Annotated in this window: 18 protein-coding genes and 3 pseudogenes; 11 read left to right on the top strand and 10 right to left on the bottom strand. The window is 72.8% G+C overall.

Translation table 11 applies throughout. From position 1 onward, the window contains the following. Positions 1-19: 19 nt before the first annotated feature. From ACIGA3_RS06325 to ACIGA3_RS06305, 5 genes are all read left to right on the top strand, one after another. Positions 20-685, top strand: a complete 666-nt coding sequence (locus tag ACIGA3_RS06325) for an SDR family NAD(P)-dependent oxidoreductase (protein ID WP_399711106.1) — start codon at positions 20-22, stop codon at positions 683-685. Positions 686-725: 40 nt separating this feature from the next. Further along, positions 726-1,139 (top strand): cupin domain-containing protein, encoded by a 414-nt coding sequence (locus ACIGA3_RS06320; RefSeq protein ID WP_399712439.1) that lies wholly within the window; start codon positions 726-728, stop codon positions 1,137-1,139. Between the two features lie 431 nt (positions 1,140-1,570). Continuing rightward, the gene (locus tag ACIGA3_RS06315) at positions 1,571-2,740 is read left to right on the top strand and encodes an NAD-dependent formate dehydrogenase (protein ID WP_399711104.1); all 1,170 of its coding nucleotides are present in this window, start codon (positions 1,571-1,573) and stop codon (positions 2,738-2,740) included. Positions 2,741-2,961: 221 nt separating this feature from the next. After that, positions 2,962-3,282, top strand: a complete 321-nt coding sequence (locus ACIGA3_RS06310) for a hypothetical protein (RefSeq protein ID WP_399711102.1) — start codon at positions 2,962-2,964, stop codon at positions 3,280-3,282. A gap of 23 nt (positions 3,283-3,305) precedes the next feature. Continuing rightward, complete coding sequence (locus ACIGA3_RS06305; protein WP_399711100.1) at positions 3,306-3,593, top strand: hypothetical protein; 288 nt, start codon at positions 3,306-3,308, stop codon at positions 3,591-3,593. A gap of 36 nt (positions 3,594-3,629) precedes the next feature. Here ACIGA3_RS06305 and ACIGA3_RS06300 read toward each other — a convergent pair whose 3' ends face one another. Both ACIGA3_RS06300 and ACIGA3_RS06295 read right to left on the bottom strand, forming a co-directional pair. Then, a complete protein-coding gene (locus ACIGA3_RS06300; RefSeq protein ID WP_399711099.1) occupies positions 3,630-4,391 on the bottom strand; it encodes an IclR family transcriptional regulator in 762 nt (253 codons plus the stop codon). A 101-nt stretch (positions 4,392-4,492) separates the two neighbouring features. After that, positions 4,493-5,821 carry an MFS transporter gene (locus tag ACIGA3_RS06295; RefSeq protein WP_399711097.1) on the bottom strand — a complete coding sequence of 443 codons (1,329 nt, stop codon included), beginning with the start codon at positions 5,819-5,821 and terminating at the stop codon, positions 4,493-4,495. Positions 5,822-5,895: 74 nt separating this feature from the next. Here ACIGA3_RS06295 and ACIGA3_RS06290 point away from each other — a divergent pair, with 74 nt between their 5' ends. After that, a complete protein-coding gene (locus tag ACIGA3_RS06290; protein ID WP_399711095.1) occupies positions 5,896-6,846 on the top strand; it encodes a 2-hydroxyacid dehydrogenase in 951 nt (316 codons plus the stop codon). A 46-nt stretch (positions 6,847-6,892) separates the two neighbouring features. Here ACIGA3_RS06290 and ACIGA3_RS06285 read toward each other — a convergent pair whose 3' ends face one another. Both ACIGA3_RS06285 and ACIGA3_RS06280 read right to left on the bottom strand, forming a co-directional pair. Next, positions 6,893-7,717, bottom strand: coding sequence for a DUF1684 domain-containing protein (locus ACIGA3_RS06285; protein WP_399711093.1), 825 nt, complete (start codon positions 7,715-7,717; stop codon positions 6,893-6,895). A gap of 44 nt (positions 7,718-7,761) precedes the next feature. After that, on the bottom strand, positions 7,762-8,685 hold the full coding sequence (locus ACIGA3_RS06280; RefSeq protein ID WP_399711091.1) for an LLM class F420-dependent oxidoreductase: 924 nt from the start codon (positions 8,683-8,685) through the stop codon (positions 7,762-7,764). Positions 8,686-8,821: 136 nt separating this feature from the next. Here ACIGA3_RS06280 and ACIGA3_RS06275 point away from each other — a divergent pair, with 136 nt between their 5' ends. Together ACIGA3_RS06275 and ACIGA3_RS06270 are read left to right on the top strand one after the other, a co-directional pair. Continuing rightward, positions 8,822-9,286, top strand: a complete 465-nt coding sequence (locus tag ACIGA3_RS06275; protein ID WP_399711089.1) for a hypothetical protein — start codon at positions 8,822-8,824, stop codon at positions 9,284-9,286. 167 nt (positions 9,287-9,453) lie between these two features. Then, positions 9,454-9,723 (top strand): hypothetical protein, encoded by a 270-nt coding sequence (locus tag ACIGA3_RS06270; protein ID WP_399711087.1) that lies wholly within the window; start codon positions 9,454-9,456, stop codon positions 9,721-9,723. Positions 9,724-9,730: 7 nt separating this feature from the next. On the opposite strand, the pseudogene ACIGA3_RS06265 reads toward ACIGA3_RS06270, so the two are convergent. From ACIGA3_RS06265 to ACIGA3_RS06250, 4 genes and pseudogenes are all read right to left on the bottom strand, one after another. Next, positions 9,731-9,940 (bottom strand): annotated as a pseudogene (locus ACIGA3_RS06265) (ATP-binding protein); the annotation flags it as partial. Positions 9,941-9,999: 59 nt separating this feature from the next. After that, the gene (locus ACIGA3_RS06260; protein WP_399711085.1) at positions 10,000-11,067 is read right to left on the bottom strand and encodes a zinc-dependent alcohol dehydrogenase family protein; all 1,068 of its coding nucleotides are present in this window, start codon (positions 11,065-11,067) and stop codon (positions 10,000-10,002) included. Positions 11,068-11,247: 180 nt separating this feature from the next. Then, on the bottom strand, positions 11,248-12,105 hold the full coding sequence (locus ACIGA3_RS06255; RefSeq protein WP_399711084.1) for a universal stress protein: 858 nt from the start codon (positions 12,103-12,105) through the stop codon (positions 11,248-11,250). Positions 12,106-12,122: 17 nt separating this feature from the next. Continuing rightward, positions 12,123-13,043, bottom strand: coding sequence for a universal stress protein (locus tag ACIGA3_RS06250; RefSeq protein WP_399711082.1), 921 nt, complete (start codon positions 13,041-13,043; stop codon positions 12,123-12,125). A 125-nt stretch (positions 13,044-13,168) separates the two neighbouring features. Here ACIGA3_RS06250 and ACIGA3_RS06245 point away from each other — a divergent pair. Then, positions 13,169-13,318, top strand: a pseudogene (locus ACIGA3_RS06245) (DNA-binding response regulator); the annotation flags it as partial. 152 nt (positions 13,319-13,470) lie between these two features. On the opposite strand, the gene ACIGA3_RS06240 reads toward ACIGA3_RS06245, so the two are convergent. Beyond that, positions 13,471-13,998, bottom strand: coding sequence for an NUDIX hydrolase family protein (locus tag ACIGA3_RS06240; RefSeq protein WP_399712437.1), 528 nt, complete (start codon positions 13,996-13,998; stop codon positions 13,471-13,473). A 418-nt stretch (positions 13,999-14,416) separates the two neighbouring features. On the opposite strand from ACIGA3_RS06240, the gene ACIGA3_RS06235 reads away from it, so the two are divergent. Next, the gene (locus ACIGA3_RS06235) at positions 14,417-15,298 is read left to right on the top strand and encodes a Cof-type HAD-IIB family hydrolase (RefSeq protein ID WP_399711080.1); all 882 of its coding nucleotides are present in this window, start codon (positions 14,417-14,419) and stop codon (positions 15,296-15,298) included. A 4-nt stretch (positions 15,299-15,302) separates the two neighbouring features. Here the strand turns inward: ACIGA3_RS06235 and ACIGA3_RS06230 are convergent. After that, a pseudogene (locus ACIGA3_RS06230) lies at positions 15,303-16,110 on the bottom strand (lysophospholipase). A 174-nt stretch (positions 16,111-16,284) separates the two neighbouring features. Here ACIGA3_RS06230 and ACIGA3_RS06225 point away from each other — a divergent pair. Next, positions 16,285-17,472, top strand: a complete 1,188-nt coding sequence (locus ACIGA3_RS06225; RefSeq protein ID WP_399711078.1) for a thiolase family protein — start codon at positions 16,285-16,287, stop codon at positions 17,470-17,472. Positions 17,473-17,518: the final 46 nt, after the last annotated feature.

Below are 17,518 nucleotides of genomic sequence, written 5' to 3'. Positions count from 1 at the left end.
CCACATGGGAGGACCCACCGTGACCACATTCGCCGTCGTCGGGGCCGGCCCCGGCCTGGGGCTCGCCACCGCCCGCCGCTTCGGCGCCGCCGGACACGGCGTCGCCCTGATCGCCCGCGACGCGGACCACCTGGAGAGCCTGGCGGAGGAACTGGGCCGCGACGGCGTCCAGGCCCGCGGCTACACCGCCGACGTACTCGACACCGCCTCCCTCGCCGCCGCCCTGACGGCTGCCGCCGAGGAACTGGGACCGATCGAGATCCTCCAGTACAGCCCGGTGCCCCGCGCCGACTTCATGAAGCCGGTCCTCGACACCGACGCCGCCGACCTCGACGCCCCGCTGGCGTTCTCCGTGAAGGGCCCGGTCACCTGCGTCCGGGCCGTCCTGCCGGGGATGCGGGCGCTGGGCCGGGGCACGCTGCTGTTCGTCAACGGCGGCACCGCTGTCCGCCCGCACCCCGAGCGGGCCGGTACCTCGATCGCCTTCGCCGCCGAGAGCGCCTACGCACGGCTGCTCCACGACGCGCTCGCCGGGGAGAACATCCACGCGGCCCAGCTCATCGTGCCGGGCGCGATCCGCCCCGACGCCGAGCACAGCAGCCCCGAGGCCCTGGCCGAGCGCCTCTACGCCCTCCACACCGAGCGGTCCGGCTTCCGGCACTATGCCGAGCCCATGCCCGACTGACCCCGAACATCGCACTGACGCAACAGAGTTGAGAGACACCGTGGAATTCGTCCAGCAGCAGCCCACCAGCAAGGCCCCGGCCGACTGGTTCACCGGCGACGTGTGGTGGGACGTCATCGTCGCCGGCCAGGAGCCCTCCCGGCTGCGCGCCAACCTGGTCCGCTTCGCACCGGGCGCCCGCACCAACTGGCACTCCCACGCCCTGGGCCAGACCCTCCACGTCGTCTCCGGCGTGGCCCTGATCGGCACCCGGGACGGCACCATCCTGGAAGCCCATCCGGGAGAGACGGTCACCTGCCCGCCCGACGAGGAGCACTGGCACGGCGCGGTTCCCGACCGCTTCATGGAGCACATCGCCATGTGGGAGGGGCGGGGCGGGGGTACGCCTGAGACCACTTGGGCGGAGGCGGTCGCTGACGAGCAGTACGACGGGCCTCGTACGCGCAGTCGGTAGCTCCAGTCCGATGGGTAGACGTACTTGCGCTGCGAATGGCGCGCTTTGGATTGCATATGCGACTTCTGAGGCTTGGATACCTGGCATATGCGTTACCTCGACAATGTGACGTCGGTCACGCTGAAGGCGGCTTGAGGGCGTGTGCGGCGCCGGCTCGCGACTGTGCCATGCGCGCCCTGTCGAAGCGGGCGACGGTGCGAGGTGTGGGTGAACCCCCAGTTCGGGTACGTGAGTTCAGTCGCCGCCACCACCCGCGAAGACCGCCGCACCCCCTCCCTGGAGAAGTTGAAGCCCTCAATCAATAAGCGGCTCCTATGAAGCAGTCGAATCCCCCTCTTTGACCCCGCCCCCGGCACGGGTGGAGTGTGGTTTTCGGAACGGAAACCGGTAAGGAATTCCGGGGTTATTCCGTCATTCCAGAGGAGGAAATCGTGGCTAAGATTGTCTGCGTCCTTTACCCGGACCCGGTCGACGGATTCCCGCCCCGGTACGCCCGGACGAGTCTGCCGAAGATCGAGGGCTATCCCGGCGGTCAGACCCTGCCGTCCCCGAAGGCCATCGACTTCACGCCGGGTGAGCTGCTGGGCAGTGTCTCCGGTGAGCTGGGCCTGCGGGAGTTCCTCGAGTCCCGCGGTCACACCCTCGTGGTGACCTCGGACAAGGAGGGCCCGGACTCGGTCCTGGACCGTGAGCTCCCGGACGCCGATGTGGTGATCTCCCAGCCGTTCTGGCCCGCCTACCTCACCCCGGAGCGCATCGCCAAGGCGCCCAAGCTGAAGCTGGCCCTGACCGCCGGTATCGGCTCCGACCACGTCGACCTGGACTCCGCGATCGCCCGCGGCATCACGGTCGCCGAGGTCACCTACTCCAACTCCATCAGCGTCGCCGAGCACGCCGTGATGATGGTCCTCTCCCTCGTGCGCAACTACCTGCCCTCGCACAAGATCGCCGCCGAGGGTGGCTGGAACATCGCCGACTGCGTCTCCCACTCCTACGACCTGGAGGGCATGGACGTCGGTGTCATCGCCGCCGGCCGTATCGGTGTCGCGGTCCTGCGCCGCCTCAAGCCGTTCGACGTCAAGCTGCACTACACCGACAAGCGCCGTCTGCCCCGCGAGGTGGAGGAGGAACTGAACCTCACCTTCCACGAGACCGCGCAGGACCTCGCCAAGAACGTCGACGTGGTCTCCATCCACGCCCCGCTCCACCCCGAGACGCTGAACCTGTTCGACGAGAAGCTCCTGAACAGCATGCGCAAGGGCTCCTACATCGTGAACACCGCCCGCGCCCAGATCGTCGACCGCGACGCCGTCGTCCGCGCCCTGGAGTCCGGCCAGCTCGGCGGCTACGCCGGTGACGTGTGGTACCCGCAGCCGGCCCCGGCCGACCACCCGTGGCGGACCATGCCGTTCAACGGCATGACCCCCCACATCTCCGGCACCTCGCTGACCGCCCAGGCCCGCTACGCCGCCGGCACCCGCGAGATCCTCGAGGACTTCTTCGACGGCAAGCCCATCCGCGACGAATACCTCATCGTCGACGGCGGAAAGCTCGCCGGCACCGGCGCCGCCTCCTACACCGCGGGCGACAAGAAGAACTGAACCCATCAGCGGTTCGGTGGCCGTTTTATCCGGTGTTCCATTCAGGAATGCGACACCGGATAAAACGGCCTCTCTTTTTGCCGAAACAGAGCAGTCATAGGTACGGCCTATCTGGTGGACCGCGAGCGTGAGCCGCGACTGCCATCTGTTGCGCGCATGTCAAACCGCGCTACGGTCTACCCGCGTCAACCCACACCTCCCCCACGAGGAGTCGATGCGCCGTGCCCCTTCTCAGACGAGCCCTCGCTCTCGCCGCCCCCGCGCTGGCCACCGCCGCGCTGCTCCAGATCCCGGCCCCGGCCCACGCCGCCGTCGTCCCGGAACACGCCGTCATCACCTGTCAGAGCGCCAGCTTCTACGCCAACTACGACAGTTCCTCCGGGCCCACCGGCCTGGTGCGGACGCTGTACTACGGCGACAAGGTCGGCCACACCCGGGGCGCGCACCCCGTGTACAACGGCTGGGCCGCCACCTTCGACTTCGGTCCCAACGACTGGGGCTATGTGCGCAACGAATGCATCGGCGGCTACGGCTCATGGTGAGCCGGAATCTGGGAGGCAACGGCATGTCCGCACCCCGTACCGTCCGCTTCGCGGCGCTCGCGGCCGCCATCGGCGCCGTCCTGCTGCTGGGTTCCGGCCCCGCGCAGGCCGCCAACGGCACCGTCGGCACCCGCGAGACCGTCTGCGCCCAGGATCTCTTCGTGAGGACCGAGCCGCTCGGCGCCTGGATGGGCACGCTCGACAAGGGGCAGACGTTCCTGGTCGAGAGCAAGCAGTCCGGCTGGGCGTACGGCTTCGCCTACGGCAACATCAACCGCCGGGGCTGGGTCCAGGACGGCTGGTTCTGCTAGAGCCGACAGCGCCCGGAGCCCCGAGAAACACCCCGCTCACGGCGACATCCGCGCCGCCACCTCCTCCGCGCACTCCCGCAACGCGGGCGCCTGTGCGCGGAGTTGGTCCGCGTCCGTCAGGATGACCGTGGCGGCGAGGGACAGTGCGAGCGGCGGGGTGCCCTCCGGGGTGTCGGGCAGCGCCACCGCGATCGAGCGGACGCCGATCTCGTTCTCCTCGTCGACCTCCGCCCAGCCCCGCTCCCGTACGAGGGTCAACTCGGCGCGCAGCAGGCCGGGATCGGTGATCGTGCGGGGGGTCACCGCCGGGAGCGGGCCGGCGAGGAGGCGTTCGCGTTCCTCCTCCGGCAGCCAGGCGGCCAGCGCCTTGCCGAGGGAGGTCGCGTGCCAGGGGTTGCGGGTGCCTTCGGCGTTGCGCAGTTGCAGATGCTGGGTGCCCTGCACGGAGAGGACGAGCAGGACCTCGCTGTCGTTCAGGATGCCCGCGATCACGGGCAGGCCGGTGCGCGCGGCCAGTCTGCGCATCGGCGCGGCCGCGGCGGAGTAGCCCGCGGGGGAGCGCTGGAAGCCGCGGGACAGTTCCAGGACGCGGGAGCCCAGCGCGTACCGCCGGCCCTCCTCGTCGTAGGTGGCGAACCGTTCCTCGACCAGCCGGCCGAGGATGCGGTGGGCGCTGCTCACGGGCAGCCGGGCGGCGCGGGCGGCGGCGCTGACGCCGAGACCGGCGGGGTGCTCGGCCAGCACGGTGAGCAGCCGCAGCCCCCGGCCCAGCATGTCGTCGCCGGATGGTGTGGTCACCGTGCGCGCCTTTCGTCGTTCACTGCCGCTGTCGTGGCCGGGGTGGGGATGGGGTGCGGCGGCCGTCCGTACGCATGCCGGGGCGGCCGCCGCTTCGACGGTCACCGTACCGGGACCGGGCCGGCGTTCTTCGCGGGCTCGGGCGCCGCGAGGGTCAGGGCGGCGGCGACCAGGGTGCACACGGCCATCAGGCCGAAGGCGCCCGCGTCGCCCAGCTCGGTGCCGCGCACCCAGCCGACCAGGTAGGTCCCGGCGAACGAGCCGAGCGCGCCGAAGGAGTTGACCAGCGCGACGGCCGCGCCCGCGATCCCCGGCGGGGCGAGGGTGGTGACGAGCGCGAAGTACGGGCCGTACGGGGCGTACAGGCACACGCCCGCCACCACGAGCAGGGTGAGGGCGAGCGGGAAGTCGCCGCCCGCCGCGTAGGAGCCGAGCAGGGCGAGGCCGCCGCAGGCCAGCCACGGCCATACGGCGGCCCGCCGGCGCCCGCTGCGGTCGGACAGGCGGGAGTTGAGCAGCATGGCCACGGCAGCGCAGGCGTACGGGATCGCGGTGAGCAGGCCGGTGGCGCCGATGCCCTCCCCGGAGCCCTTCTTGATGATGGCCGGCAGCCAGAAGACGAAGCCGTACATGCCGAAGGACCAGAAGAAATACTGCGCGGCCATGGTGAGCACGGCGGGGGAGCGCAGTACCCGGCCGTACCGCTCGCGCAGCGTGCCGGTCACCGGCGGTGCGGCCGCCTGTTCCGCCGCCAAGTCGGCGCGCAGCAGCGCGAGTTCGGGCTCGGGGAGACCGGGTGCCTGTTCCGGGCGGTCCTTGATGAGCCACAGGCAGCACACGCCCCACACCACCGACGGCACGCCCTCGGCGATGAACATCACCCGCCAGTCGGAGACCGACACCAGCCAGCCGGAGACCGCCGACAGCCACATCACCGTGACCGGGTTGCCCAGGATGAGCAGGGTGTTGGCGCGGCCGCGCTCGCCGCGCGTGAACCAGCGGCCGAGCAGCATGACCATCGACGGCAGCACCGCGCCCTCGACCACACCCAGCGCGAAACGCACCGCGATCAGCTGGGCCGGGCTGCTGAGCAGGCCCTGGAGTACTGCGAGCAGACCCCAGGCCACGGTCGACCAGGCCACCAGGCGGCGGGCGCTGCGCTGTTCGGCGTAGATCGTGCCGGGGATCTGGAAGAAGAAGTAGCCGAGGAAGAACGACGCGGCGATCAGGGAGTCCGCCCCCGCCGACAGCTTCAGGTCCTCGGCCATGCCGCCGGCGGAGGCGATCGCGTAGTTGGACTTGTCGAGATAGGCGAGCGAGTACGTGACGAACGCGACCGGCATCAGATACCGGGCGCGGGAGGACCGCCAGAAACCTGTCTGCGCAGGTGCCGCCGCTGCGGTGTCGGTGGCGGGTGACGTCGCTGTCATCCCAGACCCCCTGTTTTCCGTGTGGTGGAAAGTGTTTCACTGGACGGAAAGCACGGTACGAGACGGAGGGTCCGATGACCAGAGATCTGCACCACACCGCCACCGGCGTCCTGCTGCCCTGGCCCGATCTGGACCAGAGCCACGGCCCCTGGCCCGAGGGCGTGGAGGTCCAGGTGTGGGACGGAGTCACCCCCGGCAGCGAACCCGCCGACGACGTGCTCGCGCGCGTCGGCCTGTGGGTGATGCCCTACGCCGTGCCGGACGCCGTACGCCTGCTGCCGAAGCTGCCGAAGCTGCGCGCGGTGCAGTCGCTCAGCGCAGGGGTCGAGAAGCTCGTCCCGCTCATGCCCGCCGGGGTCACCCTGCACAACGGGCGTGGCCTGCACGACGCCTCCACCGCCGAGCACGCCCTCGGGCTGATCCTCGCCGCCCAGCGGGACCTCCCGCAGTGGGTTGCCGACCAGGGCGCCGGACGCTGGGAGCCGCACTTCACCCGCTCCCTCGCCGACGCCCGCGTCACGATCGTCGGTTACGGGTCCATCGGCGCGGCGCTGGAACGGCGGCTGCTCGCCTGTGAGGCGGAGGTCGTCCGGGTCGCGCGGCGGGCCCGGCCCGAGGAGGGCGTCCACGCCGTGGCCGATCTTCCCGCTCTGCTGCCGGAGACGGACATCGTCGTGCTCGTGCTGCCCGAGAACCCGGACACCGTCGGCATGTTCGGCGCCAAGGAGCTGGCCGCGCTGCCCGACGGCGCGCTCGTCGTCAACGTCGGCCGCGGCCGCACGCTGGACACCGAGGCCCTGCTCGCCGAGACCCGGTCGGGCAGGCTGCGGGCGGCCCTGGACGTCACCGACCCCGAGCCGCTGCCCGCCGAACACCCCCTGCGGCACGCCCCCGGAGTGCTCCTCACCCCGCACATCGCCGGTGGCTCGGCCGCGTTCCGGCCCCGCGCGGAGCGCCTGATCGTCGAGCAGGTACGGAGGTTCGCCGCCGGCGAGCCGCTGCACCATCTCTTCCCGCGCGACTGAGCCGACTCGGTCAAGGGCCTTTGTGACAAAGGCCCTTGACGTCCTGTCAGGCCCCGCCGCGCTCGCGCGGGATCTTCAGTCCCGCCTCCACCGCCAGTGGCAGCCGGTTCTCCGCCGGGGGCAGCGGGCAGGTGGCCAGGTCGGTGTAGGCGCAGGGCAGGTTCGCCGCCCGGTTGAAGTCGAGCAACACCGTGCCGTCGGCGGCGGGCGGCGCCAGGGAGAGGACCCGGTTCGCGGCGTACGTGGTGCGGCCGGAGGTCTCGTCGGTGAACAGCACCATCAGCCCGCCGGGTCCGCCTCCGGGGAACGCGGTCAGGGACAGTGTGTGACCTTCCAGCTCGAACGTGATCCGGCCGGGCGCGTCGTACACATGCTCAAGGCCCTCCACGGCCGCGCCCACGGTGGTCGGGCGGGGCTCGGGGAACGGCTCGTAGCGGCCCGTCACCACCCAGCGCGGGTCCGGCGCGTAGGACGGCGTACCGGCGAAGGCGGTGCGCAGCGGGGCGTCCGGGTGGCGGGGGCGGACGATGTCATGGCCGCCGCGCTTGGCCACCTCGATCACGGCGTCTCCCCACACCGCCTCGACGCCGCCGCGCTCCGGGAGCACGCCGAAGTGGTGCTCCCCGCGCAACGGCACCCCGGCCACGGTCAGTTCCTCGCCGTCGTCCAGGGTCACGGTGACGCCGTCGGGACCGGTGCGCCAGGTGCCGGGGGCGTCGGGGAAGCGCTGCGGGTGCTCGTCCAGCCAGTTCAGGCTGGTGACCGCGAGGAAGCCGTGCGGGTCGGCGAGGCGTTCCTCGTGCGCGCGGTACCAGTCGAGCCAGGACTCGGTGAAGGCGTGGAGGTCGGTCGCGGAGGCGTGGGTGGTCATCGGTACTCCTTCGTCGTGCCTACGGGGGTGTACGGGGGGACGGCTCATTCCGCCAGTTCGCCGAGCAGGGCCCAGGTGCGCAGCCGGGCCTCGTCACCGGCGATCTCGGTGCCGGCGAAGACCACCTCCGTCGCCCCCGCGTCCCGGTAGCGGCGCACCTCGGCGGCGACCGTCTTCTCGTCGCCGATCACGGCCACGTCCGACGCCCGGCGGGCGCCGGAGAGTTCGATGACCCGGGCGTAGGACGGGATCTGTTCGTAGAACGCGAGCTGCTCGGTGGCCGTCTCGCGTACGGCGTCCACGTCGTCGGTGACCACGCCGGGCACCAGGGCGACGATCCGGGGCGCGGGCCGCCCCGCCGCCTCGGCAGCCGCGTTGACCGCCGGGACGATGTCCCGCTCCAGCGCCCGGGGCCCGGCGAGGTACGGCAGGATGCCGTCGGCCAGTTCGCCGCTGACCCGCAGGGCCTGCGGGCCCATCGCGGCGACCAGTACGGGTACGCCGTCCTCGGCGCCCGGTACGCGCGCCGGGATCGGGGTGACCGCCGTGAGCAGTTCACCGTGGAAGTCGGCGTTGCCGGTCTCCGTGAGCTGGCGCAGCGCGGTGAGGAACTCGCGCAGCCGGGCGATGGGACGCTCGAAGGGCAGTCCGAACCCGCCCTCGGTCAGCAGCTTGGTGCCCAGGGCCAGGCCGAGGTGGTAGCGGCCGTGCGTGGCCGCCTGGGCGGTCTGGGCCTGGCTGGAGACGAGCAGGGGGTGGCGGCCGAACACCGGGATCGCCGAGGTGCCCACCTGGAGACCGGGCACCTCGCGGCCGACGATCGCGGCGAGCTGGGGTGAGTCCGCGCCGAAGGTCTGCCCGAACCAGACGGAGCGCAGTCCCGCCGCGGCGGCCTCGCGGGCTTGGAGAACGGAGGCGTCGACCTGGTTTACGGCGCCGGGCGTGTTGAGCGCTGCTCCAACAGTCATGTCACTCAGAACGGCCACCGCCCGAGGCCGCATTCCGGTCCTTGTGTGACAGGTTCTTTGCGGGTGTGTGGAGACCCGTCACCCGTACGGCGGTCCCGCACGGTTCGCGGGCGGCGTTCGGGGAACTCGGGGGCGCATGATTCGTAGCATTCTGCGCGGTGCGGCGGCGGGTGCCGCCGGTACCACCGCCCTCGACGCCGCCACCTACGCCGACATGGCCCTGCGGGGCAGGGCCGCCAGTGATGTCCCCGCCCAGGCCGCGGACAAGCTCGCCGACGACGTGGGGCTTTCCGTCGGCGGGTCCGGGGAGCAGCGGGAGAACCGGCTGTCCGGGCTCGGCGCGCTCAGCGGCATCGGTGTCGGCGTCGGCGTCGGGGTGGTCGTCTCCCTGGTGCACCGCGCCGGTGTCCGTATGCCGTGGTGGGCGGGGAGCCTGGTGACCGGCGTCCTCGCCATGGCGGCCACGGACGCGTCCATGACCCAGCTGGGCGTCACCGACCCCAGGACGTGGTCCGCGAAGGACTGGGTGTCGGACGTGGTGCCCCACCTGGTCTTCGGCGCCGTCACCTACGGGGTGGTGGCGGGCGACGGCCGTCGCTGACCCTCGCCGGCGTCCCGTAGTGGCCGTGGCCAGTCGTTCGCGCATGTGCAGAACGGCCGTGCGGCAGGTATGACCCGCAACCTCTCCCCAGGGCCTAGCCGTTAAGTGAGGCAAAGGCCCAAGGTTTCGCAACCATGACGCGGTGGCCACCGCGCTCACGGAGTGACATGAGAGACGACCGGGACGACAGGGACGACAGAGACGCGCGCGACAACCGCCGCCCGCCCCCGCGCGGGGAGAACCACTGGCTGCCGCCGCACCCGCCCGACGACGAGTGCCCCTGGTGCCGACTGCTTCTGCAGTCGGTCGACCGGCCCCCCGAACCCCCGCGCCGGCCATTCACCGCCCGCTGGCCGGCCCGCCTCAGAACCGTGATGGTGGCCTTCTCCGCCCTGGTCACCCTCGTCGCCGCCGCGGTCACCCTCTGGCGCACCTGACCCGGCGCTACGCCCCCTCGGGCAGCGGCACCGTCCACACCAGCACCGCTCCACCGCTCTCCGCGCTGCCCAACTCCAGGTGACCGCCGAGCTGTTCGGCGCGCTCGGCCATGTTGCGCAGTCCGCTGCGCCGCCCGCCGGACGGAATGCCCACCCCGTCGTCCGCAACCCGCAGGACCACCTCGCGGCCGTCGGCCGTCAGCACCACCTCGAGCCGCCTCGGCGCCCCGGACGGCATCCTCCGGGACGACTGACGGGGCGCCTTCAGGACCAGGGTCACGGCATCGGGATGACCACATCGTGCCGGTCCGCGCCCAGCACCACCTTCAGCGCACCCGTCTCGGCGGCGTGGGCGAACACCTCGTACGCCTCCGCCATGTGGTTCAGCGGGAAGGTGTGGGTGACCAGCTCCGCGGTCGGCAGCCGGCCCGCCGCCGCCATCCGCAGCAGGGTCGGGGTGGAGTACGTGTCCACCAGGCCCGTCGTGATGGTGACGTCCCTGATCCACAGGTCCTCCAGGTGCAGCATCGCCGCGGCGCCGTGCACGCCGACGTTGGCCACGTGCCCGCAGGGCCGCACCACACGGGTGCACAGTTCGAAGCTCTCCGGCACCCCGACCGCCTCCACGGCCACGTCCGCGCCGAGCCCGCCGGTGAGATCGTCCACCAGCTGCCGGGGGTCCTCACCGGCGAGGGCGACCACGTCCGCGCCGAGCCGCCGGGCCGCCTGCAACCGGGTCATGGCCAGGTCCACCACCATGATCCGCTCGGGGGCGTACAGCCGCGCCGTGACGACGGCCGCCAGCCCGATCGGCCCGGCACCCACGATCACCACCGTGTCGCCCGCCCGGACCTGGCCGTTGAGCACCCCCACCTCGTACGCGGTGGGGAAGATGTCCGCCAGCAGGACCGCGACCTCGCTCGGCACGGCGGCCGGCAGCGGGTGCACGGACAGGTCGGCGAACGGGACCCGGACGTACTCGGCCTGGGCGCCGTCCACGAGATGCCCGAGTATCCAGCCGCCCCCGCCGAGGCACTGGCCGTACCGGCCCTCCCGGCAGAAGCGGCACCGGCCGCACGACGTGATGCAGGAGACCAGCACCCGGTCGCCCGGCCGGACGTTGCGCACATCGCTGCCCACGTCGACGATCTCGCCGACCGCCTCGTGGCCGAGCACCGTGCCGGGCGGCACCTCGGGCACGTCGCCCTTGAGGATGTGCAGGTCAGTACCGCAGATGGACACCATGCCGACCTTCACGATCGCGTCGGTCGGCTCCTTGATCGCAGGGTCCGGGACGTCCTCCCAGGACGCCTGGCCCGGTCCGTGAAAGACGAATCCCTTCATGACGCTCCTCACCTCGTCGGCCGGCCCGCTGCTGATCCCGCGCCTGCCGTCACGGCCAGGAACCGGCCCCTGTCTCCAGCTTCGCCGCCCCGGCCCTCCCGCGCATGGGCCGCCCGGCCCATGTCCGCCGCACCGGCCCGGCCGAGCCGGCGCTGTGCGGGGCGCGAGGCTGAGGGGCGGCTACGCCGGTTCCGGGACCACCGCGACCGGGCAGGGGGCGCGGTGGAGCAGCCCATGGGCCACCCGGCCCAGCTGCAGACCGAAGCCGCCGTGCCGGGGGTGGGCGCCGACCACGAGAAGGGTGGCGCCGCGCGCCGCTTCGACCAGGGCGTCACGGGCGTGGCCCTCCGGGGTACGGACGACCGTCACCACCCCCTCCGGCACGTCCCGCAGGGCTTCGGCCACCGCCTCCCGCGCGGCCTCCTCCGGGTCGCCCTCGGCCGTGTCGTGACCGGTGAAGGGGCCCGACGGCCGCCGCCAGGCCCGTACCGCCTCCAGGGGCAGCCCGCGCAGCTCGGCCTCCTCGGCCGCGAACCGGGCGGCGGCCGCGTCCCCGGGCTTGTCGCCGACCGCCAGCACGATCCGCGGGGAACCGCCGGACTCCTCCTCCTCGGCGCCGTCGCGCAGCACGAACACCGGGCAGTGCGCATGCCCGGCGACCGTCAGGCTGACCGAACCGAGCAGCGCCTCGGCGACCCCGCCGCGCCCCCGGCTGCCCAGCACCACCGCGCGGGCGGTACGGCTCTCCCGGACGAGCGCGTACTCCGGTTCACCGGGCAGCACATCGGTGGTGACCTCCACACCGGGCCGGCGCAGCCGGGCCCGCGCCTCGGCGGTGCCGACCACGTCCCTGGCCATGACCTCCTCCACGGGACGGTTCAGCTCCTGGGCGATCAGCTCCCCCTCGTAGCGCTCCCAGAGCGAGGCGTACACCAGGCGCAGCGGAGCCCCACGCAGGGCCGCCTCCTCCGCGCCCCAGTCCACGGCGCGCAGACTGGGCGCGGAACCGTCCACGCCGACCACGATCGGCTCGTCCATAGGGTTCTCCACTTCGGTCAGCCGTGCGGGACGACGGCGACGGGGGCGGGGGAGTGGTGCAGCACGGCGTGCGCGACATGCCCGAGGTGGGCGCCGAGCCGGCCCGTGCGCACCCGGCGGCCGACCACGACCAGGCAGGCGTCGCGGGAGGCGTCCACCAGGACCGACCCGGCGCTGCCCCCGACGGCCGCCTCGGCCACGTCGACGTCCGGGAACGACTTCCGCCAGGGCTCCAGCGCCCTGCCGAGCATGAACGCGTTCCGTGGTTCGAGCGCCTCCTCGGCGACCGGCGCCTCCGCCTCGTAGGCGTAGCCGGGGGTGTACGCGGGCGGGGGCTCCGGCACCCAGGCGTACACCACCCGCAGCGGGGCGCCGCGCAGCGCGGCGGTACCGAAGGCGAACTCCAGCAGGGACGCGTTCGGTGCGGTGATGTCCAGGCCCAGCACGACCGGCCGGAACGGTGTCGCGGCCGACGGGATGCCCGCCGGGTCCGCCAGGTGCTCGTCGGCGGCCCGCTCGCCCGCCCTGACCAGCACCACCGGGCATCCGGCATGGCCTGCGACCGCCAGGCCGACCGAGCCGACGATGAATCCGTGGAGCCCGCCCAGGCCGCGTGAGCCGAGCGCCAGCAGCTCGGACGTCCCGGCGGCCTCGCACAGCTCGTCCACCGGGTCGCCGGTGCGCTGCTCGGTGATCACCTCCAGGCCGGGGTGGCGCAGCCGGAGCCCCTCCGCGCTATCGCGCGGCACCGGCTCGGTCCAGTCCTGCTCGGCCTCGGCGCCGAGCAGCGGGGCCTGCGCCAGCGGGTCGGGCAGCGGCTCCCACACCTGGACTAGCCGCAGCGGCAGCCCGCGCAGCTTCGCCTCGCGCGCCGCCCACTCGGCGGCGGCCCGGCTCTCGGCGGAGCCGTCCAGTCCCGCGGTCACGGTCCGGGGCATCGTCCACACCTCCCTGGCTGTTCCGGGGGCCGTAGGGGCCCACCTACCAGCCTGACCGCAACGGGCCGTTCGGGCCACGGCCACAGGTCCCTCCGGGGGACCGACCGGCCCTGGACGCGGCGCTGGACGTGGTGTCCGCGGTGCGTACGGTCGCCTCCGGGCAGTCGATGCTGGACCCCGCGACCACAGCCCGGCTGATGCGCTCGCTGCGCGCCGACCCCGCCGGGACCACGCCCGTGCTGCCGCCCGAACTGGAGAGCCTGTCGCCCCGCGAGTGCAGGGGCTCCAGGGCCGTGGTCATGGTGCTCGTGGTCATCGCACCGGCTCCCTTCGAGGCGTCTGCCCCCAGGGTCGTACCGCCCGTACCCGGTGCGCCACGGGCCACTCGGCCCCGGCCGGGGACCGTTGGGCCCCGGCCGGACGAGCGCTAGAAGCCGATGCCCGCGTGCGCCAGCGCCTGCTTCAGCAGTGCGCCGTGGCCGCCCGGCATCTCGCCGTGCAGCGCCGCCGAGGCCGCTTCCTGCGGGGTGAACCAGACCAGGTCCAGCGCGTCCTGCCGGGGGCGGCAGTCACCGGCCACCGGCACGATGAAGGCCAGCGACACCGCGTGCTGGCGCGGGTCGTGGTACGGGGTGACACCGGCCGTGGGGAAGTACTCCGCGACCGTGAACGGCTGTGTGGAGACCGGGACCCGGGGCAGCGCGACCGGTCCGAGGTCCTTCTCCAGGTGCCGCAGCAGCGCGTCGCGTACCCGCTCGTGGTGCAGGACGCGGCCGGAGACCAGAGTGCGGCTGACGGTGCCGTCCGGGCCGATGCGCAACAGCAGTCCGATACTGGTGACTTCGCCGCTGTCGTCCACCCGCACGGGCACGGCCTCGACGTACAGGATCGGCATCCGGGCCCTGGCCATCTCCAGCTCGTCCGTGGTCAGCCAGCCGGGCGTGGTCTCGGTCATGTCAGACATTGCTTGATCATACTTTCCGGGTGGGGACCCGCCGCGGGCGCGGGCGGGCTCGGATACGTGCGGTTGCGCGGGCCGGCGGCCTCACGGTTTCACGGCGACGGCGCCGAACTGCGGTACGGCGCCCGCGTCCGCGGAGTCCGGGCGCCGGCCGTAGGGGAGCCGTTGTCGCTCAACTCGCCCCCCTTCCCACGTGCGGCCGTGCGCCGCCCCTTGATCACGTCGTCCCGTCATTGTGCCGCCCGGCGATCGCGGTGTCCCGAAAATCGCGCACGGTGCGCGAACGGGCACCGAACGGGCATCCCCGGACGACTCCCGGACCTGGCCGCGCCGCCCGGGGGAAAGCCCGTTCGGGGCATGAGGAACCATGAGGAACACTGGAGGCGTCCCGCGAACCGACCGGAAGCAGCACATGTCAGCGACGCCCGCGCACCTCCTCGACGTCCCCGGCCCGCCCTCCGGCCCCGCCGACATCCGCCTCGTCGTCACCGACATGGACGGCACCCTGCTGGACGACGACAAGTGCCCGCCGGACACCCTGTGGCCCCTCCTCGCCGAACTGCGGCGCCGGGGCGTGCTGTTCAGCCCCGCGAGCGGCCGCCAGTACGCCACGCTGGCCCGGCAGTTCGCCGAGGTCGCCGAGGGCATGGTGTTCATAGCGGAGAACGGCACCTATGTGGTCCGCGACGGGGTGGAACTCAGCTCCGACCCGCTGGACCCCGCCTCCGCCGCCGACCTCGCCCGCACCGTACGGGGGCTGGCCGCGCGGGGCGTGGACGCGGGCGCCGTGGTCTGCGGCAAGCGGGCCGCGTACGTGGAGCGGACCGACGAGGCGTTCCTCGCCGAGGTGCGCAAGTACTACGTCGAGCACCGCGTGGTCGAGGACGTGACCGCGGTGGACGACGAGATCATCAAGGTCGCGGTGTACGACTTCGGCTCCGCCGAGACCGGCGCCGCCCCCGCCCTGGCGCCCTTCGCCGAGAGCCACCAGGTGGTGGTGTCCGGCGAGCACTGGGTGGACGTCATGAACCGCACCGCCAACAAGGGCGCCGCCCTGCGCGGCCTCCAGCGCGAACTGGGCATCACCCCCGCCCAGACCATGGTCTTCGGCGACTACCTCAACGACCTCGAGATGCTCGACGCCGCCGACTGGTCCTTCGCCATGGCCAACGCCCACCCCGACGTCATCCACCGAGCCCGCCACCTGGCCCCGTCCAACAACGACCAGGGGGTACCGCGCACGGTCGCGCGGATTCTCGGCATAGAGCTGCGGATTCTCGGCATAGAGCTATAGAGGTCTAGTCCAGCACCGAGTCCAGGAAGCCCGTCAGCTCCCCGAAGACCTTTGCCCGGTCGGTTTCGTTGAAGACCTCGTGGCGGGCGCCGGGGAAGACGCGTTCGGTGGCTCGGCCCGCGCCGAGGCGGTCGACGCCGACTCGGCTGCCCGGCAGCGGGACGAGCCGGTCGTCGTCGCCGTGCAGCCACAGCAGCGGGAGTTCCCCGATGTCGCCGCCCTCGGCCACGGCCGCGAGCCCGCGTTCGAAGGCCACCAGGGTCGGCCGCTTCATGGGGCCGTGCCACACCAGTGGGTCGGCACTGTAGGCCGCGCCCACGGCCGGGTCGCGGGAGAGGGCGGCCAGGCTGATCGGCACGTCCGGGACCTCGTCCAGCGCGAGCAGTCGGCCGGGCAGCGCCCACTCGCCGATCACCGGCCCCGACAGCACCAGCGCGCTCAGTTCGGACCCGTACCGCTGGGCGTACCGGGCCGCGATCAGGCCGCCCACGGAGTGGCCCACCATGACCAGCGGCAGACCGGGGGTGCTCGGCACGGGCCAGGTCGGCCGCCGTGTGGACGTCGGTGACCACGTCCTCGAAGTCCTCGATCAGCACCCGCTCGCCGGCCGACCGGCCGTGCCCGAGGTGGTCGGGCGCGTACACCGCCGCGCCGTGGCCGGTGAGCACCCCGGCGACCTCGTCGTACCGGCCCGCGTGCTCGCCGTACCCGTGCACCAGCAGGGCGAGACAGCGGGGCGCGGGGTGCGGCCAGGCGCGGATGTGCAGCGCTCCGTGGACGCCCTGGCGGGTGTGTTCGCGTACGGCGGTCATGGTGGTCTCCTCCGGCGCGGTCGCGTGGCTCACTCCGGGCGGATCTTCCCAGGGAGCCGGTGCGCGGTCTATAGTCCGGTAGAGCCAAAACTAGCAGTGCTAATTAATTCGCTCCGTCCCGGCGGGGCGTAGGTTCATGCTGATCCACAGCGTCGTCGGTCAGGAGTCCAAGCAGTGCGTCCCGTCCACTTCGCGGCCGCCCGCCGCACCCCCATCGGCAAGCTGCGCGGAGCCCTGTCCGCCGTGCGGCCCGACGACCTCGCGGCGGCCGTCGTCCGCGACCTGGTCGGCGGCGTGCCCGCCCTCGACCCGGCCCGTATCGACGACGTGTACTGGGGCGCCGCCAACCAGGCCGGCGAGGACAACCGCAACATCGCCCGCATGGCCGCCCTCCTCGCCGGGCTTCCCGACTCCGTGCCCGGCGCCACCGTCAACCGGCTGTGCGCCTCCGGCCTGGAGGCGGTCACCACCGCCGCCCGCACCATCGCGGCCGGCGAGGCGGAGATCGTGATCGCGGGCGGCTCCGAGTCCATGAGCCGCGCCCCCTTCGTGCTGCCCCGCCCCGACGAGGCCCTCCCGCACCGCATGGAGACCTACGACACCCGCCTCGGCTGGCGCCTCACCAACCCGGCGATGAAGGACCTGCACGGCGTGCTGGCCATGGGCGAGACCGCCGAGGAGGTCGCCCGGCGCTACGGCATCTCCCGTGAACGCCAGGACGAGTTCGCCCTGCGCAGCCACCAACTCGCCGCCACCGCACGGAAGAACGGCCACTTCGACGCCGAACTCCTGCCCGTGGAGCGCCCGGACGGCATCGCCGTCGACCGCGACGAATGCGTACGCGAGGACACGTCCCTGGAGAAACTCGCCCGCCTCAAGCCGGTGTTCCGGGCGGACGGCACGGTCACCGCGGGCAACGCCTCACCCATGAACGACGGCGCCGCCGGCCTCCTCCTGGTCAGCGAGGACGCGCTGGAGGAACTGGGCCTCGAATCCCTCGGCCGCTACGTCGCCGGAGCCTCGGCGGGCGTCCACCCCGACGTGATGGGCATCGGCCCCGTCCCCGCCACCCGCAAGGCGCTCGCCCGCGTCGGCTGGAGCGTCGACGACCTCCAGGAGGCCGAGTTCAACGAGGCGTTCGCCGCCCAGGCCCTCGCCTCGGTCGACCAACTCGGCATCGACCCCGGCCTGGTGAACCCCACCGGCGGCGCCATCGCCCTCGGCCACCCCCTCGGCTGCTCCGGCGCCCGCATCCTCACCACCCTGCTGCACCGCATGCGCCGCACCGGCGCCGGACGCGGCCTCGCCACCATGTGCGTCGGCGTCGGGCAGGGCAGCGCGGTCCTGGTGGAGCGCCCCTGAACCACCCCGACGGGACTTCCTGGCAAGGGAGTTCCGCAGCACGAGT

This window comes from Streptomyces sp. NPDC085596 (genome assembly GCF_044541565.1).
Classification (GTDB): Bacteria; Actinomycetota; Actinomycetes; order Streptomycetales; family Streptomycetaceae; genus Streptomyces.
Note: the sequence above shows the minus strand (reverse complement) of the source record. Positions and strands in the feature narration are given on the sequence as shown.

Excerpts from the sequence above, each read along its gene's own strand:
- ACIGA3_RS06280 (WP_399711091.1), bottom strand. The coding sequence starts at position 8,685 with ATGACTGTTGGAGCAGCGCTCAACACGCCCGGCGCCGTAAACCAGGTC.
- ACIGA3_RS06295 (WP_399711097.1), bottom strand. The coding sequence starts at position 5,821 with ATGACAGCGACGTCACCCGCCACCGACACCGCAGCGGCGGCACCTGCG.
- ACIGA3_RS06275 (WP_399711089.1), top strand. The coding sequence starts at position 8,822 with ATGATTCGTAGCATTCTGCGCGGTGCGGCGGCGGGTGCCGCCGGTACC.
- ACIGA3_RS06255 (WP_399711084.1), bottom strand. The coding sequence starts at position 12,105 with ATGGACGAGCCGATCGTGGTCGGCGTGGACGGTTCCGCGCCCAGTCTG.
- ACIGA3_RS06235 (WP_399711080.1), top strand. The coding sequence starts at position 14,417 with ATGTCAGCGACGCCCGCGCACCTCCTCGACGTCCCCGGCCCGCCCTCC.
- ACIGA3_RS06260 (WP_399711085.1), bottom strand. The coding sequence starts at position 11,067 with ATGAAGGGATTCGTCTTTCACGGACCGGGCCAGGCGTCCTGGGAGGAC.
- ACIGA3_RS06305 (WP_399711100.1), top strand. The coding sequence starts at position 3,306 with ATGTCCGCACCCCGTACCGTCCGCTTCGCGGCGCTCGCGGCCGCCATC.
- ACIGA3_RS06250 (WP_399711082.1), bottom strand. The coding sequence starts at position 13,043 with ATGCCCCGGACCGTGACCGCGGGACTGGACGGCTCCGCCGAGAGCCGG.
- ACIGA3_RS06240 (WP_399712437.1), bottom strand. The coding sequence starts at position 13,998 with ATGACCGAGACCACGCCCGGCTGGCTGACCACGGACGAGCTGGAGATG.
- ACIGA3_RS06270 (WP_399711087.1), top strand. The coding sequence starts at position 9,454 with ATGAGAGACGACCGGGACGACAGGGACGACAGAGACGCGCGCGACAAC.
- ACIGA3_RS06285 (WP_399711093.1), bottom strand. The coding sequence starts at position 7,717 with ATGACCACCCACGCCTCCGCGACCGACCTCCACGCCTTCACCGAGTCC.
- ACIGA3_RS06290 (WP_399711095.1), top strand. The coding sequence starts at position 5,896 with ATGACCAGAGATCTGCACCACACCGCCACCGGCGTCCTGCTGCCCTGG.